The following is a 17921-nucleotide window of genomic DNA, read 5'->3' on the forward strand; positions in this document are numbered from 1 at the left end:
TATTGCCCCCCTTGTACAAACTAGTTCGCATATACCGCAGCCGATGCATTTATCTTGTTCTATCACGGGCTTCTTGACCAGGCGTATGGCTGTGCAACCAATCCTTAGGCAATCACCGCAATTGTCGCAGTATTCGTCATTCACGATGTATGCGCGTTTGACGGCTTTTTTAGAGAAGTTTATCACAACAACACCCCGACTCTCGTTAACTCTGATTAAGTCCATTAACGCTGATGTGGGGTTTGTTGGGTCATAATTAATTGCGGAGTATTTAATACCATATTTAGTAAATAATTCCGTGAAGTCGCCGCACTCACCCTCATGCCCATTATCCACACTCATGATTATTAGTAATGAATTGTTTGGTTTAATGATGTCCTGCATTTCAGATAGTAAATCCTGATTCGCAATCAATGTGCACGGGCTTGCTATGGCTATGATCCTACCGTACTCATAGCCAGATCTTGATAATGCAATAAGGGCAGCCAGTGGGCTTGTTACAATATCGATAACCTGCCCAAAACGTGCTGGTTCGAAGTACGTTGGAAGCATGTCATAACTTGGCGAAAGTCCCTCACTGCTTATGTCGTATGCGTAGGCTGGGTCTAGGATTACAATGGGTACCTCCCCAACCCTCCTATGCCTAGCTATAAACCACTCAATTAGCATTAATGGATCTCCTGCCCCTCGAAAAAAGAATTCATGCGCCACCTCACTCATTAAATCATTATACCATTTAGCCACATCATCCATCATTAACCTCCCCACACCCAACTTCTTAGATAGGAAATCATCAATATCTACTACGTACTTAACATTAGGTAAATTCTTAGGTAGGGGATTCACGTATAAGCTCTTCACCAAAGCATAGCCTGCGAGTTTATCTACCTTATCTTTAATGAAGGACCATGTTGAGCCAGAAATCAACACTCCATCCCCACCCCCCGTCACATTAATACTATCCTGAGCCCTAATCAATAACTCGTTAGGTAATTCCCTACTAAATCCACCAATTAACCGATTCAAACCCCACCTCATCACCTCACCCCAATTCTTATTGAAGGTTGGGCTCCTACGTACAACCTCCAGCCCCTTGGCACCATCAATGCTTAACCAGGGACCTAGCCTAACCACGTATGGCAGCTCAAAGACCTCGCTGTAATCCCTACCCTCCCTAATGGATTGAACCAGGCTTTCCCCATCCCATGGCTCTAGGCATGGTAAACCCATTATTTCACAGAAGGGTCTCACGTCATGTATATCGTAAACAAACACAACCAAGGAACCCCTAACCCTCACCATGCCCAAAGCCCCGAGGGAATTAAGGAAGCCTACGTCATCCATTAATACGGCTGTATCCCTGAACGTGCTTGAAAACGCTTCAGCCTCCCTAATGGCGTCATCGGGCCTAACCCTTACGCTAAACACCTTATTCATTATTATAGAGCCCGTAACCACTACCTCACTGAATGAACTCCTCAAGATGCTAATAATGTGCACAATACTGTTTCTTAAACCCGGCACTGACTCGCATGTTACTTATGATTTAAAAAGTATTATTTTTCATGCGGAATTGAATTAACACTTAAAAACTAGAAAATAGTTAATAAAGAATAGAAGCCATGGGGCAGAAAACATACGCTTCCAATGGGCATTATTTGGAAATAATGACAGTTAAAGCTTCAGCACTAGCCCTAGCACTCCTACTAATACTAATATCCACGCACGCCAACGCATTAACACCGGCAGTAAATAGTACACACTTCGTAATCTACGACCTAGCAAACGCTGGTCAAACATACGACCAGGAACTGGACAACTACCTTGAGCAAGCCTACTCCCTCTACACATCAAATTTAGGCATGAAAATGGCACCACCATGTAGTGGCAGCCAATACACGGTCTACGTTGTACCAAGCATAAATAACGGTACCGAAGCTGGCATCACAGAGTGGGAATACACGTACTACCCAAATACGGGTCAGATAATAAATGCGTGTATTGCGTACATAAACATCTCCGCAGGGCTTTCAACACAATGGCTCGAGCACACGGCATACCATGAACTAGTCCATGTATCCCAATGGGCTTATGTACAATACACGGCAATACCTCAGGATTACCCGTGGTACATTGAGGCTGATGCCGAGGGTACAGCCAGCTACTATACGAACCAATGCCCGCTGGATCAGGATTACTTCATGTATAATCAATATGAGTATGATCCTTACGACTACTATGGTAAACCAATAATAAACATGTACTACTACTCAGCCTTCATTTACTGGCTAATATCGAACGGTATCGGCCCAGCCACGATAGAGGCTAATGTGTTCGCCGGCGACTCAGTGGTTAATTCATGGTTGGACAACTACTATGTGCAGTACCTACTATCGATAGTGCATGGACAAGACCTCTGTGGGACAACGTACACGCCCACGTTTCAGACAATAAGCATAAGTGGCAATACGTACACATTCACCGTAAGCCTCCAGGGACTTAGTGCTCAATACTACGAGTTGCAATTACCTGCCTCTGGATCAATTGAGATCTCGACAAGTGGGGGCATTGTGGATAGTAATATACAGTTGAACACAACGATTAGTACCTCGAACACCACACTGTACGTGGCTCTCGTTAACCCAACAACCTCAAGCGAGACTATAACGGTAACGATTAGCTATACACCAGGTATTGTAGCCGAGGTTCTTTATGGGACATATGACGTATTAAATGAAACACTATCCCTAAAGCTCTACATAACCTATGGCACAACACCAATTAGTGGTGATTTATACGTTAACGGTACAATAGTGGCTGCAAGCAATGGTTATGCTAAGGCAGTGCTTACAGGGATAACGTGGGGAACATACACAATCAATATCACATATAATGGCGAGTCCACATTACTAGCAATCACACTGCAGCAACCATCCATGAACCTATTAACGCAGTCAACATTGTACCTAACAAGTAATAGCTTCGGCTATCTAGTACTAAGTGTAAATAATCCTAACAACAACATTGCCATAATTACTAATGTTCAGGTCTCCTCACCACCAAGCCCAATTAATATTTATAAGCCAATGATTTACTTCGAACCACCTAACGAGACCGTACTTCTTAACCCAGGGCAAACAATAATAAAGTTCTACTTCTTCACAAACTCAACGGTAGGCAGCGGCCAGGGTGATCTTTATCTTTATAATAGTCCAAGTACGGCGTTATCGTTGGGTTACAATGTGGTGCCCGCCCAGGTTGGTATTGTTAACGCAACATATTACCTAAATGGCAATTACACGGTAGTGACAACATACGTAAGTGGTTTGGGGACTATGACAGTAACGGTAGATGGTCTATCTGGGCAGGTCTACGTTAACTATAGCACATACACAATAACCACGTTAAGCATAAACTTACCACCCCCATCAATAGCCTTGATACCCAGGGTAGCCCTGCTAGCCCCCAGGTGGGTCCTCATAAACACAACAGTAACCCTTACAGCACAAGAATGCCCAAGCTACCCGGTGTTTTATAGGGCTGTAATTTACGTAAACAATTCAGAGATAGGGAGTATCTCAACGCCCTGTGGTGGGTCAGGGTTTGTGCAGGGAATGCTTAACATGACATACACAGGCCAATCCATAACTCTAGTCATCTCGGGCACTACGATAATGTCGACCATCGTGTTTTCACCGCCGAGTATGAGTGTCGTTGATTATTTATGGAATGTGACTGAAACCTATGAGTATGTTTACGTAAACATCAGTGTACATGGCCCATACCAGTACCTCGTACTGAACCATAGGGTTGCAAATTCCACAATAGCTGTTACCTACGAATTACCATCAAACTACACAATCCTAACAATAAATACCGGCTTCACAAACATAACAATAACTAGACCGACGCCAGAAACATCCATACAATCCCCATGGGTGGCTGTGTATCCGCAGGCAATTGATGTACACATTAATGTAACGATACCACCAGCATTGATGTACCAAGGACCTCTCTATGTTTATTTAAATGGTACACAATCACTAATCACCACCGTAGATCTACCCCCGGGTAAGTCAACCATTATAGACACAGTCGTGAAACCCACGGCCCCTGGCATTTACCTAGTCACCGTAGCCCTAGGGCCTTTGGTCTCGAATAACATTACTGTGGCGAGTGTTGAGTTATTAGGAATTCACGTGGAGTCCAAGCCCCTCGTGTTAATTGGGCATCAGGAGTACGTAAATATAACGATTAATGACATACCCAGTATCGAGCTACCCATCAATGTAACTCTTCGTGGTTGTACGAACGAGTCGATCACGGTTATAGCGAATACATCGCTAGCGCTCCAATTTAATCGTGAGTGCCCACTGTACATTAACGCATCCGCTTACACCCTGAGTTCGCAATCGATAAGTTATTGGGATGCCCTAAACGTATGGCTCGGCAATGTCGTTAGTTATTATGACGGTGAGCCTCTAATACTCAACGGTACGGTTGAGGTCTACGCCACATTCTTGAATGGCTCGAGGGTGCCAGCCCCAGTCCTAGTCAATGGGTCAAGCACGTACATCCTGCAATCACCAGGTCCATCAAGCCTACTGCTAAGCATTAACTACCTAGGCGTTGTCAATGAAAGCCTGGTTCGCGTTTTCGTTGTACCGTCAACATACGTTGAGGCAGAGGAGCTCCTTAATAGCCTAGGTAATCCGCAGTTCCTAAACGCCACGATAGCCAGTGCAATAACGAGTGGCGATTGGTCTCTCGTAAATAAGATAGTGACTGAGTACCAAGAGGCATCATCAAGACCCTACGACCCACTGACTCAACTATCAAAGTACTTGCTAACGCAGGCAATCCTTAATGGCGATTTAAATGGACTAAATGCCGCAAGTCTAATACTTAAGTACGAGATGTTAATGTACACCGCCCTCGCCTCAATAATTATCGCAGTAGTGGTTGCGTACCGAGTTACTAGGAAATCACGCAAGTCCTAGCTTGCCCTCATACCGTAACCGTCTATCGAACAGCCTCACCAACAACGCCGTCATTACAAATAATAGGAGTACTGTAACCAACGAAATAATTAATTGGTAAGGTATTGGTATTGGGATCTCGAGATACCCAAGGGCCGATTCACGCATTAATACGAAGGGGTATGCTATTGGTGAGTGTTCGTTGATGAGCGTCACGTATTTATTGGTCTCGCTTGGTATTAAACCACCCAGTACTGGCATTAGGAACTGCATTATGTTCGTAATGACCCAGCTAGACCTGAGCCTAATAACGAGCATAGCGTATATCGTAGAGATGAGGAGCAGCTCAAAGGATGCCAGCACTATCGAAAGTGCGAGGATTAGTGGGTGGCGGATCTCGAGCACCAGGCCGAACACTATGTAGAAGCTGAAGATTAGTGCGGCGAAGTCAAGCAGTGAGTATATGGCGTAGGCAATGCCCCAACCGATTATGTGGTTTAACAAGCCCCTCGTTATTGACATCAAGCTCTCCAGGATACCCTCGGAGCTCTCCTGAATTAACCCATGCCCGAAACCCCACAACCAGCTTGAGTATAGCGTGAAGGCGTAGGCGGCCCATAGAAATAGCTGGAGGATCTGCCTACCAAGTGATAGTACGCCAAAGCCCCTTAGGGTCAGTATAAAGAATGCGAGCCAGAGTGGTGCCGTGAGCACATTTATCAATATCAGCGAGGGCCTAGATAGCAGTAGCCGAAGCCCCCTCCAAACCTCAACGATTAACTCATTAAGTGCCCCTCCTCCTGAAATCTCTCTCGAGGGCTGCATACGTGGTCACACCTAGCGATAGGTATGCGATTGCTGAGAGTACCAGGTTAATCACGAGGTTTAGGCTTGCATTACCTGTGATTTCCATGTACATGGAATAGAATGTTTGGTACATGGGTAGTATGTAAACCAACCCCCTGATCCACCAGGGCAGTACGTATATTGGGTATGTGGCTCCAGAGAGTATCGTCAGTATTGGCGTCACGATATTCGCCACAGTATCTGCATCATTAAGTCTCATTATTATACCCGCCACCAACAACCCAATACCGTAAAGCGGTAGTAGGCCTATGAATAGTGTCAGCAGGGCTATGATTAACTTGACCATACCGACCAGGCCATAGTTTAGGTAAAGTATTGGTAAGGAGGCTATGGTAAACGCACCTATGTTAACCAGGACCATCACCAATGAGGTCCCCAGCAGGATCACGTACATACCCGTTGGACTCACCAGCAGGAATTCCAACCTACCACCACCCCTCTCCTCCCACAGAAACCTAGCCCCTGTCTGCACCATTATTAGTGATAGCATGAGTACCTCAAAACCCAGGAACTGTCTCACGAACACCCCAACGGTTACCCTCGCAAAGAATGATGCTATGAACGCCATACCACCCGCTATGAAGTAAGGTAGCAAAACCAGTAGCACTAAGCCACCTGGCTCTCTACTTATTATCTTCAATTCATTAACCATAACCGCGTAGAGGGCGTCTAGCTTACTTACCCTCATTACGAACCACCCTTATGAAGGCCTCCTCCAGTGATGGTTCGTTGATCCTGACCCTAACTACGTTAAACCCTCTAACCTCAGCATCATTAATTAGCCTACGAAGAGTATGGGCTGGATTTGGGGTCTCTTCCCTAAGGGTTTCAACGTGACCATTCATCATTACCTCCACCTCAACTACGTACTTCAAACCAAGCGTATCCTTGATATCCCTGGGCGGTCCTTCGATTATCATTGACCCATTATTTATTATACCAACGCGATCACAAACCTCCTCCACCTCCCAAAGATTGTGGCTCGTGAACAATATGGCCCTCCCCTCCTTACTCAGCCTCCTTACCAACTCCCTTACCTCCCTGGCCGATAATGGGTCAAGCCCTATCGTTGGTTCATCAAGAATAAGCACTGGTGGGTCGTGAATCAACGCCCTCGCTATGGCTAACCTGGCTCTCATACCGAGCGAGTACTCCTCATAGGGCCTATTCATGGCGCTCTCAAGACCTACAACCCTCATTAGATCCCTAGCCCTAGTCTCAGCCGTGGATTTATCCAAACCATACAACCTGCCGAAGTAGACGAGGTTCTCATACCCACTCAACCTGGAGTAAAACCCCTTGTCTGGATAAAGCACGAGGCCTATGCTCCTCCTGACGGCTTGTGCCTCCTTAACGGTGTCATAACCATTAACTATGGCGTAACCCCCATCCGGTATGAGCAGTGTGGCTAGTATCTTCACGGTCGTGGTCTTGCCAGCCCCATTGGGACCCAGTAGTCCGTAGACCTCACCCCACTTGATCTTGAACGAGACACCCCTCAATGCGTCAATAACCACCCTTCTCCTTCTGAGGAATCCCACGCGCTCGTAACTGGTGAATCTCTTCCTAAGATCATGCGCCTCTATGGCTATGCTCACACAGCAATAGCCAAACTAAGCCAAAATAAAAAGGTTTAATCGCTAGATAACACTACGTTAATTCTCGGTGTTTAATAACCTGGTTGGTCCTAAGGCAAAGGTTTATTAATCCAGTACTTCTTATGATGTCGAATGAAAATTCCGTTTTGCACATTCTGTGTCAAGACCAGGGTGTTTTGCAGCAAGTGCCAATCCCTTCTGGATAGCGGAGAATATTCCATGCTAGATGTAGACGTAAGCGACGCCCTACTCAACATAGCGACAGGTAAGATGGAGGATCTTCTGAAGAATGTTGAGTATGTGAAGTCTTACGAGGTCGGTGACCTAGTCATAGTTGTGCTAAAGGGCGTAAGGTCACTACCACGGGCGGTGGTGCAGCAGATAGAGCATGATCTAGAGAGGGCGTTGGATAAGAAGGTTAAGGTTGTTGAGAAGGGTGTCAATATTAATGAGTTAGCAACCCAGCTGGCGTCACCAGCCCGCATTCTAACCATATCAACCTCTTGGTTGCCAGACGGCACGACAGAAACCATAGTCAGAATAACAAGGGCGGAACTCAGGAGGTTGCCATTTAGACCAAGCGAGCTGGCCAGGGTTCTCAGTCAAATAAGCGGTACAAACATTAGGGTTGAGGTCACAAGGTAATCACAATACTTAAATTGCTAAGGATTGACTAGGGCGTTCGTGAGCTTTCCCCGAAAGACCCACTGGACAAAGGATGTGAAGCCTGAGTTGGATGGTAAGGAGGTAGTCCTGAGCGGTTGGGTTTGGGATATTAGGGATATTGGTAATATAAAGTTCGTACTTCTTAGGGATAGGGAGGGTATGGTACAACTAACAATAAAGAAAGGTTCTGTACCAGACAGTGTCTGGTCAGCAGTAGCGTCATTGAATAAGGAGGATGCCATAGTGGTTAGGGGCATCGTCAAGGCGAGTAAGATAGCCAAAGCCGGTGTTGAGGTTTTCCCAAGCGAGGTGTATGTAGTAGCCAAGTCAAAGCCTTTACCAATTGATATATGGGGTACTGTTGAGACCGACTTAGACACTAGACTTAGGTTTAGGTCTGTGGATCTTAAGAGACCGATCAACTCCTTAATATTTAGGGTAGAGAGCGAGGTTACCCGTGCAATTAGGGAGACGCTGTATAGCCATGGATTTATCGAGGTTTTCACACCAAAGATCATAGTCACGAGCACCGAGGGTGGTGCTGAACTATTTGCCGTACAGTACTTCGAAAGGGTGGCTTACCTAGCCCAAAGCCCCCAGCTCTACAAGGAGGAATTGACGGCAAGCCTTGAGAGGATTTTCGAGATAGCACCAGCATACAGGGCTGAGAAGCACAACACGAACTACCACCTTAATGAATTCATATCAGTTGACATCGAGGAAGCCTTCGCAAACTATACCGATGTGATGGAAGTTCTCGAGGACGTAATTGTTAATGTATATGGTAAGGTGGCTGAGGCATTTAACGATGAGTTTAGTAAGTATGGTATAGAGGTTAAGGTGCCCAAAAAACCGTTCAGGAAGATTACCTACGATGAGGCACTGGGGATACTTGAGAGGAGGGGTTTGAAGGTTAATTGGGGTGAGGATGTTCCCAAGGGTGGTATGGAGATCCTAAGCGAGGAGTTTGGCGAGCCATTCTTCATAATACACTTCCCAACAGACATCAGGGCATTTTACACGAAACCCCTCGAGAGCGATCCAAGGATTAGTGAATCCTTCGACCTGGTAATTGATGGTCTAGAAATCGCGTCAGGAAGCAGTAGAATACATATTAAGGAACAACTCATCGACGCACTAAGGAAGAGGGGTTTAAACCCCGAAAGCTTCGAAAGCCACCTAGTGATTTATGATTACGGTCTACCCCCTCACGCCGGTTGGGGTTTGGGATTGTACAGGCTAATGATGGTTCTACTGAGGAGGGATAACATCCGCGAGGTGGTGCTATACCCAAGGGATCGATTCAGGCTCGAGCCGTAACTATACAATTTCTAATTAACTTCGAGACCACCTATACAATTCATAACCACCGTACATCAACACAGCGGCAATAATTAATAAAGGCGATGCCATTATCACAACGTTAACAACATTAATTCGCGCCTTGGCTTGTATGGGCATGGAGCGATAAACGAAGGTAAGTAATGCCGGTTTCTCATAAACCTCGTAAGGCCACACTATCAACACCTCTCCAGGGCTTATTGTTGCTGTGTAATTCGTATAATCACCTAAGAAGTTCGGCAATAATTGTTTGATCTCAGTGATATTGATTGAATGGCCCACGGTTATTTGAGCCGTACTTAAGGTATTATTCAGTGGAGGTAGTAATGAACTAATTCGTGTTACAAGAACCTTAAACCTAGCTCCGTACATCGTCATTACATTAACAGTAATTGGATTACTCATAGTCGAGAATAGGTACGCCTTATCCGAACCATTCACAATTAAAAGCCCAGAGCCACCAACATATGCGTAGCCAGTAGCCGGTAAGAGTACTGGTAAGAATAAAAGTGGGATTAGCACTAGAATTGCGCCAATGGCTATTAATAACACGCCAAGCACCTTGGCGATCACCTTACTCAAGGGTTTACCCTGCCCACCCATCGCCTTACCCACTCTGCTGGATCCTTTTAGTGGTAGTGTGGTGGTATACCCTATCAGTATCGTATTGAGGTTTACCTTATCCAATGGACCTATGTAGTGCCAGGTTCTACCGTGCTTAACATATACATACTCCTTACCACCAACCTGCTTAATCACCACGGAACCCTCCAACCCACATTTAGGACAAACACCCCTACCAATAGACCTAGCACTCACGTATGGGAGAGCTTAGGGCGATCTTATAATAGTAACTGTGGTAAAGATTGTGGTAAGCCCATCATCATGCCGTATTTTAACGTGCAATGACCAATAATGCTTCGCTTAGGAATTGCCTGGGATGGGATATTAGCTATATTACCTTCCTCTTACCAGGCACGTTCAATATGAATGGTGAATCGCGCATATCACCTCTATCGATATGTCGCGGATAAGCGTTTCTAATAGAATTGATCGTATTATGATTGATATAGTCCCGAATTATGGGAGCTAACGTCTTTCCATGGACACCGAATCTGGGTGCTTCTATGCTTATTGATAGTATTGATACTGTGAGTAGGGTCCATGCCAATGGGTTGTTTGGTAATTGCTGGATTGGTATTGATACCACGAGTGAACTTACGGTTTCCATTGACGATGTTAACGATGCCTCAACAGGTCCAAGCTTTTCTATTGATACTGCGTAGAGTGAGTATGGTATCACATTACCAATAAATGCCAGTGCCAATGGATAATAAATGTACTGAATATTTGATGTAATGATTGCGCCATGTACCATAAAGAGTGAGATCAGTAATGTACCCAGCGATTGCCCAAGGATGAGATTTAGGGTGTCTGCATGACTAAGGTACGCTAAAGCCAGTGTGTATGCTAGGTTTAGGATCATTAGTAGCATCGCTATGTATATGGAATCGCCATAACCCTGAAATAGCGAATAAAGCCCTGCAAGCAGTGTTACGGCTGATATCACGTACTTAATACTCACGTCCCTATTGAGTAAGTAATCAACTACTATCAGTGGAATAATATAGCTGGAACTTACCAACGCTGTCAAGCCACCAACAGACCCTGATAACTCAACGTATAGGTACGAGAGCGCGTAATTTATTGGCGATAGTGCTAAACCCTTAACCACCGATTCATGGTCAAACCCATTGAAGGCTAATATCATTGCTAATGAAGCCGTGGAGAATAAGTATATCAACGCTAATAATTGTTCTATTCCATAAAGTCTCAGCGCTAAGTACGTGATTGGGTACGAAACTCCCCACAGGGCTGAGGCGAACATCGCCAATGCCAGGTACCGCTTTGCCATACCAATCACCTGAGGGAATTGATAGACGGAAAGGAACTATGTAAAGCAAAACTTTCGCTTCACTCGGTATTAAAAATCTTTTTCAATCAAATTTTAGGCACTAACGGGTATTGAGTGATCTATTTTATTATAATGGCATGGGATCATTGTAGTATTATTTGCTAGCTGCGCCATCAAGTACACTAACGGGCAAGCCCTTCGTCTCCACACCCCATATGTACCAGGCTAGAGCCGCGGCTATGCCGACGATGTACAGTAGTACGTTTGAGAGTAGGTATGTGAACGTACTGGCTGTGGCTAGTAGGTAGTAGATTAGTACTATGTAGACGGTCCATGAGATAAGCCTAACAATACCTATCCATGTGGACCTAACCCTCGTTGGGAATAACTCAGGCTCCAAAAGCACCCTCACCGCCCAACCGAACTCACTAAATACCATATTTAGGATTAGAAGTATGTAGAATATCGATAAAGAGGAAGCTATACTACTTGTTGACATTAGGCCGTAAACCAGGAATATGGGTATCATGGTTAACAAACCGCCAATGTACGACAATAAGGTAAACATCCTCCTACGTATATTGTCGACAACCAAGCCCACAAGACCTGCCAATGATGCACCAACATTAGCCCATAGAAGGACCTGGGCGGCCAACACCTCATTACTGGAGAAGGGTAGTGTGGGTAGGTATATTATGTAATATGCCATTAGACCATAGGTTGCCAACTGCGAGAACCCCATCAATGACAGCACCAATGCCCTGAACCACACCGGTGGGAACCTCACATTCGCCTTACTACGATAATCCGAGATGGCATACATCAACCCCTTCTCCTCAGCAATCCTCCTCGCAACATCCTCCCTACCCTTAACCATAAGCCACCTAACGGACTCAGGCGTTACTAACCTTATCACTACCGCCACCGCAATTATAAGAATGGCGGTCCCTATCATGGTCCACGTGGCTGAAATGGGAGTGCTCCATAGCAATGATAGGAAGAGTATTAGGGCTGCTAGGGCGGCACCAACATTATCGAAATTCGTGATTAAAACGAGCATGGAACCCCTGCGATTTGGCGGCATTAACTCTGTAGTCGCTGCCAATGCCGGCGGTTCCTCACCACCGACACCAATCTCGGCTAGGATGTACGATATTAAGAACACAGTAAACGCGATTTCCACGGGCATGGTATTAATAAAAAATAGTGATAGTGCCATCCCAACTAAGCCTATGGTGTACAGGCTCATTGTGAATACATAAATTCCCCTCCTACCAACAATATCAGCTAACCGACCCATTAGGGTATTACCAACCATCAGAAATAAGGGACCCATTGCCGCAGAAATTGGCACTAAGAACCTAGGTATGTATTTAGAGAAGTAATCAAGGGTCATGACACCACTGGTTGTCACAAAACCCCATATTAGGAACGTTAGGGAGTAACTAAGGAACATCACGTAATGTATCCCTGAGAGCTTTGTTTCGCTGCTCATTTATTCAATCACCTAGTTATAAGCAATTAATAACCTATTTATAAGACTTATGCTAATGGCAAATAATACGGTTAATGCTCCATAATTATTACGAATTCGGTATAACGGTACTTCCTGATGAGGATATTGTTCATTAACAATATTTTACTCCTCAGTTTCTTCCTGTGGTAATTCTATGTTCAGTTTCTTAAATAATCCCATGTAATAATCCTTAATCTTTCCTTTAATCTCCTCAAAATGCTTTGGCAAGTCCGCAGGGTCCAAGCCCCTGGCTAGGTACTTGGAAAACCGAGCCTTATATAATGCCTCATTCTCACCCTTAAGTTTCCCCGCATATTCGGCAATATGCTTACCGCTCAACCTATCCTCATCAGGAAGTATCTCCTCATCATGAGGAGTCTCGAGCCCTGCATCAACAGCCCCCTTAATTACAGCAAACACACGGGCACCCTTTATTGGTCTATGAAGTCCTATGTCAGGTATAACCTCCTTAACACCTTTCAATAACGCCTTATAACCAATCAATAAGCCGACTAGGTAGGCTGCCGGCGTATTCTTTGTGCCACCCTTCCAACCCAACCTAACCAATTCCTTCGATGTTGCGCTGACAATTACTGCATCACCAGTGACTTTGGCTGTAACGACCTGGGCAATTATGTAATTATTGGTTTTTCTAATTACAAGCCTTGGCAACCCACTCTTTATCATCTCCCTACGCTTGTAGTAATTCGTCTTACCCTCCCTACGCCTCCTAAACTTAACCTTATAACGCCCAGTCCTTGCCATGCTCGTAAAGCCAAGAGGATTGTTGCTTAATAAGTATTTCTAAGCCACGGCTCTTTAGCCCTATCGCTGCTTAATTATGTTGTTACTTATCAAGTATGCCCTAAGTGCCGAGACACTGTTAAACCTGCCACCCTTGATCTGCAGGTAAAGCTCCCTCCAAGTCTTCGAATCAATCAACCCCCTCCTCTTAAGCGAGTTTAGGTACCTCCTCAATGCCCTAATCTTCCTAACCCAAGCCTCCTTGGGGTCAAGCCTTGCGTATTTCGAACCCTTCCTACTACCAACACCCCTCCTCCTACCCTTCTTCCTCTTCTCATGGTACTCACGCCACCTACCCCTACTAACGCCCTTCTCATACTCCGCGTATATCAACCCCTCCTTAATCAAAGCCCTCACGTCAGCCTTAGTCGTCACCTCACCAAGCCTATCAATAGCCTCAGGGCTAATCTTAACCCTGGACTCACCAACACCAAGTACCTCCGCAGCCAGCTTCTTTACGTCAACCATACAACGCACTAAAAACCAAGCCCTATTTAAACATTGCCGCAGCGAGGTTAGGTTACTTTACGGTGTCAATAGTACCTTGCCAACTCTATTCTCATTCTTAAACATGATATCAAAGGCATCCTTAACTCTCTCGAGATCAAGCTTCGTATATATTGGAGCCCTAATCCTACGTTTACTTAGTAGGTTCAATAAAACCCTCAACTCAGCCCTGGTACCACCTGTGGAGCCTATCACAAGTACTTCCCTGGAGTATAGTGACGGTAAATTAAGCGTGACATCACCACCAGTTAATGCACCCGCTGTGACCCACCTACCGTACTTGGCGACTATTGAGAAGCTGGGATTCCAGGTTGATTGACCAACAGCATCCACAACAACATCGGCGCCCAAACCCTCACTAAGCTCATTAATAACCTGCTTAACATCATCAGGTGTGACGACGTAATCGGCGCCAAGCTCCATCAATGCCTGCCTAACCCTATCAGCCCTCCTACTAACAGCAACCACAATGGCGCCTCTCAACTTGGCAAATTGAATGGCATAACTACCCACATTACCAGTGGCTCCAAAAACCGCAACAACCTCACCTGGGTGAACCTCAGCACGATTAAGCATATGCCACGCAGTCAATGCACCAACGGGCAATGTGGCAGCCTCATCAAGACTAACCCCTTTGGGAACCTTTAGTGCGTTGGTGGTAGGCACTACGACATACTCAGCAAATCCTCCCTGGGTCACAACACCAATTAGTCCACTATTTACGCATAATTCCTCATGACCCATTAAGCAGTACCGGCAGGTTCCATCAAATAATCTATTGTAAATAACCACCTCATCGCCAACATTAACCCCGCCAACCCCAGGACCAACCTCCTCAATGACACCGGAGAATTCAGCACCAGGTATGTGAGGTATGGGTCTAGCGTTTTTGTTATTTATTGTGAAGTAATCAACGGGGTTCACTCCAGCGTACTTAACCCTCACCAGCACCTCACCAGGTCCAGGCTTTGGCTTTGGCATATCCATTATCTTCAGGTTTTCAATACCAGGCGTTTCAAAGACTACAGCCCTCATCAACAAGGCAGGTCTTAAAATATTAATAAGTATACGTCGGCTGTTCCAAGATAATGAATACTCACTGTCCAGCAAGATGAATGAGTATGTCGAGAAGCCCTAGTAGTATTGTTATGATACTAAGCATTAACCTAATAATCCATTCAGGAACCCTCCTCTGTATCGACGCGCCGAGGTATGAACCCATAAGTCCACCGAACCCTATGCTCACGCCAACGGAGATATTGGGACCAAACCCCAATATTGAATATGTCACTAAGGACGGGATGGACCCCGCTAGGGTCCCAATCAATGTTGCACCAGCTGTTACGTAAACGGGTAGGTTAAAGGCCGTTAATAATATCGGCGCCATTATCGATGCGCCCCCAATACCATAAATACCACCAACCACGCCAATGATGAAGGATAATGCGAAGATTATTGGTAATGATACGCTGAAGACCTTATCTGAGAATAGGAAGAAAAGTCTCCCAGATCTCACACCCAACACCTTCACAGCAGTAACCAGCTGCTTCCTAGCCCTCGTAGCTCTCAGAGTCATTATCAATTCGATGCCAAGGATTAGTAAAACGACATCGACAAACACCCTAAAGACCTCAGCCCCTATTAAGAAGACACGGATATACGAACCCGCGATAGAGCCCGCCATACCACCAAGGGCTAGCGTGAGAGCTAACTGCTTGACCACCCTACGCTCTCTCAAATAACGATAAATAGATAATGGTGTGGCGATGACATTATACATGAGATTCGTACTGCTAACCACAGGGCTTAATGCCCCAAGTATGTAAATCTGGGCAGGTACTAATAAATAAGCCCCCGAGATACCGCCCTGAGAGGCTACGAATGAGATTATAAGTGCTAATCCAAATAGTTCAATCAAGATAAATTCGTTCACATTTGATTTTGGCAATAATTAAGCTTAATTTTTTATTACACTTAGTTGATTCATTATAGCGGCTTTACCTCGTATTTACCATCAGGGTACACGATAGCTCGGGCCCTCCTGGTTGCCCAGCACGAAAAGACTATGCCTATCGCGAAGGTTGCTGGGTGCCTGTACGCGTACTCAATATGCACGTCTAGTGCCGTTACCCTACCTCCAGTTCCATGAGCCCCAATACCTAGTTTATTGATAGCCTCCAGCAATGCGTCCTCAATCTTTGCGATTCCGGGATTACTATTTCTTGAACCAACGGGCCTTAATACGGCAGCCTTCTTGGCCAGCTTGGCGGCAACGTCTAGGTTGGGCCCAATACCCACACCAACAATGACTGGTGGGCAGGGCATTGGGCCAGCATCAATGACAGCGTTGAGTACAAGCTCGGGTAGCCTTTCCCATGCATTGCCTGGCGGTACCACGAAGGCCTTGCTGGGTAGCTCGGTACCACCACCCTTTGGTGTGTATATCATTTCCAGGTAATCACCATCAAATAATTCCACATCAAACACGGGTATCCCAATGCCCGTATTATCGCCTGCGTTTCTCTCGGTCAGTGGATCCACGGAGTTCGACCTTAGGGGCAACTCCTTCGTAACTTCCCTGACCGCTTCCGTCAGTATTGAAAATAATTTGCTCCTTATTGGGAAGCCATCGCCAAGCTTTATGAAGAATGTGGGCACGCCAGTGTCTTGGCACACGGCTGCGTTGTACTGCCTTGCCAGGTCTATGTTCGTTAGTATTGCGTTCAACTGTACCTTGCTTGGTTCGTGAATCTCGATCTTAACGGCATTCTTAAGCGCATTCACCACATCATCCGCCGGCGAGACACTGGCCATCTTTACTATTGCCTTTGCCGCCTCCTTAATTGAATCCTCAAGGCTCGGCATGGTTAGCTTAGCGTAACCGAGGTATTAAAGCTTTGTTTGTTCCATCAATGTAGTAAATAATTATGGAAATGCTTAATTAAAGACCTAATGTACACTAGCTTTGGGTGTTTGTTGTGGGCACGTACTACCTAAAAACCCCCATTAGTGACGAGGACATCACTAAATTAAGGATTGGAGACACAATATACGTGAGTGGCATACTCATTAGCGCACGTGATTCAGCCCATGTCAGAATGGTCGAGTCAATAAGAAAGGGTGAAAAATTGCCCGTTGATTTAAAGGGCGGAGTTATATACCACGCGGGCCCAGTTGCCCTGAAGCAGGGCGATACATGGAGGATAATAAGCATGGGACCAACAACCAGCGCTAGGATGGATGACTTCGAACCAGAGGTTATCGAGAAACTCGGCGTCAAGCTTGTAATCGGCAAGGGTGGCATGGGTCCCAAGACCACAGAGGCAATGAGGAAGTTCAAGGCAGCATATGCAATATTCACGGGTGGCGCCGGTGTCCTGGCGGCTAAGGCTATCAAGAGAGTCCTAGGCGTACACTGGCTCGACCTAGGTATTGCGGAGGCCATGTGGATCCTCGAGGTTGAGAACTTCGGGCCACTAACCGTCGTGATAGACTCATACGGCAACAACTACTACGAAGACCTCAGAAAGAACGTTAGGGAGAAGGTTAAGGAACTATCCGAGGAGGTCAACAGGGTAATAAAAGACGTACTCCACAGCCCATAGAGAATATGCACCTAAGAGGTTGCCGCTTTCAAAACCAATTATAAAAAGGCATCGAGGAAGAACAATAGGTATTGCATGCTGATTAAAAGTGCCAAAGAATATTGGATATACACAGCATTAGGA

The 17921-nt window shown here is 45.6% G+C and carries 16 protein-coding genes; 4 read left to right on the forward strand and 12 right to left on the reverse strand.

Features of this window, described 5'->3' with window-relative positions; translation table 11 throughout:
- The coding region (locus B7L70_RS08185; protein WP_101940265.1) for a 4Fe-4S binding protein at positions 1 to 1524 on the reverse strand (1524 nt) is incomplete at its 3' end.
- A 98-nt stretch (positions 1525 to 1622) separates the two neighbouring features.
- Between B7L70_RS08185 and B7L70_RS08190 the strand changes: the two genes are divergently transcribed.
- Positions 1623 to 5000 (forward strand): hypothetical protein, encoded by a 3378-nt coding sequence (locus B7L70_RS08190; protein ID WP_238376170.1) that lies wholly within the window; start codon positions 1623 to 1625, stop codon positions 4998 to 5000.
- Here B7L70_RS08190 and B7L70_RS08195 read toward each other — a convergent pair.
- The 3 genes from B7L70_RS08195 to B7L70_RS08205 are packed head-to-tail and all read right to left on the reverse strand — an operon-like array spanning position 4986 to position 7444.
- Positions 4986 to 5804: a hypothetical protein gene (locus B7L70_RS08195; protein ID WP_202908715.1), complete on the reverse strand. Its 819-nt coding sequence runs from the start codon at positions 5802 to 5804 to the stop codon at positions 4986 to 4988. The two genes, B7L70_RS08190 and B7L70_RS08195, sit on opposite strands and share 15 nt — an antisense overlap.
- Positions 5764 to 6534 (reverse strand): ABC transporter permease, encoded by a 771-nt coding sequence (locus tag B7L70_RS08200; protein ID WP_081227370.1) that lies wholly within the window; start codon positions 6532 to 6534, stop codon positions 5764 to 5766. Before B7L70_RS08200 ends, B7L70_RS08195 begins: the two co-directional genes overlap by 41 nt.
- Positions 6521 to 7444: an ABC transporter ATP-binding protein gene (locus tag B7L70_RS08205; RefSeq protein WP_081227371.1), complete on the reverse strand. Its 924-nt coding sequence runs from the start codon at positions 7442 to 7444 to the stop codon at positions 6521 to 6523. The genes B7L70_RS08200 and B7L70_RS08205 overlap by 14 nt, the downstream gene beginning before the upstream one ends.
- 132 nt (positions 7445 to 7576) lie before the next feature.
- Here B7L70_RS08205 and B7L70_RS08210 point away from each other — a divergent pair, with 132 nt between their 5' ends.
- Both B7L70_RS08210 and aspS read left to right on the forward strand, forming a co-directional pair.
- Positions 7577 to 8089 carry a transcription elongation factor NusA gene (locus B7L70_RS08210; RefSeq protein ID WP_081227372.1) on the forward strand — a complete coding sequence of 171 codons (513 nt, stop codon included), beginning with the start codon at positions 7577 to 7579 and terminating at the stop codon, positions 8087 to 8089.
- Positions 8090 to 8128: 39 nt separating this feature from the next.
- Positions 8129 to 9430 carry an aspartate--tRNA(Asn) ligase gene (gene aspS, locus B7L70_RS08215; RefSeq protein ID WP_081227373.1) on the forward strand — a complete coding sequence of 434 codons (1302 nt, stop codon included), beginning with the start codon at positions 8129 to 8131 and terminating at the stop codon, positions 9428 to 9430.
- A 15-nt stretch (positions 9431 to 9445) separates the two neighbouring features.
- On the opposite strand, the gene B7L70_RS08220 is transcribed toward aspS, so the two are convergent.
- From B7L70_RS08220 to B7L70_RS08255, 8 genes are all read right to left on the reverse strand, one after another.
- Positions 9446 to 10270, reverse strand: coding sequence for a hypothetical protein (locus B7L70_RS08220; RefSeq protein ID WP_081227374.1), 825 nt, complete (start codon positions 10268 to 10270; stop codon positions 9446 to 9448).
- Between the two features lie 133 nt (positions 10271 to 10403).
- Complete coding sequence (locus tag B7L70_RS08225; protein ID WP_202908716.1) at positions 10404 to 11366, reverse strand: hypothetical protein; 963 nt, start codon at positions 11364 to 11366, stop codon at positions 10404 to 10406.
- A 154-nt stretch (positions 11367 to 11520) separates the two neighbouring features.
- Positions 11521 to 12861, reverse strand: a complete 1341-nt coding sequence (locus tag B7L70_RS08230; RefSeq protein WP_081227375.1) for an MFS transporter — start codon at positions 12859 to 12861, stop codon at positions 11521 to 11523.
- A gap of 144 nt (positions 12862 to 13005) precedes the next feature.
- Complete coding sequence (locus B7L70_RS08235) at positions 13006 to 13647, reverse strand: 50S ribosomal protein L18 (RefSeq protein WP_081227376.1); 642 nt, start codon at positions 13645 to 13647, stop codon at positions 13006 to 13008.
- Between the two features lie 60 nt (positions 13648 to 13707).
- Positions 13708 to 14154, reverse strand: coding sequence for a 50S ribosomal protein L19e (locus tag B7L70_RS08240; protein ID WP_081227377.1), 447 nt, complete (start codon positions 14152 to 14154; stop codon positions 13708 to 13710).
- Between the two features lie 57 nt (positions 14155 to 14211).
- A complete protein-coding gene (locus B7L70_RS08245; protein WP_081227378.1) occupies positions 14212 to 15228 on the reverse strand; it encodes an alcohol dehydrogenase catalytic domain-containing protein in 1017 nt (338 codons plus the stop codon).
- Between the two features lie 61 nt (positions 15229 to 15289).
- Positions 15290 to 16126 (reverse strand): sulfite exporter TauE/SafE family protein, encoded by an 837-nt coding sequence (locus tag B7L70_RS08250; protein WP_162009140.1) that lies wholly within the window; start codon positions 16124 to 16126, stop codon positions 15290 to 15292.
- Between the two features lie 53 nt (positions 16127 to 16179).
- A complete protein-coding gene (locus B7L70_RS08255; protein ID WP_081227380.1) occupies positions 16180 to 17058 on the reverse strand; it encodes a fumarate hydratase in 879 nt (292 codons plus the stop codon).
- A 113-nt stretch (positions 17059 to 17171) separates the two neighbouring features.
- Here B7L70_RS08255 and B7L70_RS08260 point away from each other — a divergent pair, with 113 nt between their 5' ends.
- Positions 17172 to 17798 (forward strand): FumA C-terminus/TtdB family hydratase beta subunit, encoded by a 627-nt coding sequence (locus tag B7L70_RS08260; protein ID WP_081227384.1) that lies wholly within the window; start codon positions 17172 to 17174, stop codon positions 17796 to 17798.
- Positions 17799 to 17921: the final 123 nt, after the last annotated feature.

The sequence above is a fragment of the Vulcanisaeta sp. EB80 genome (assembly GCF_002078205.2).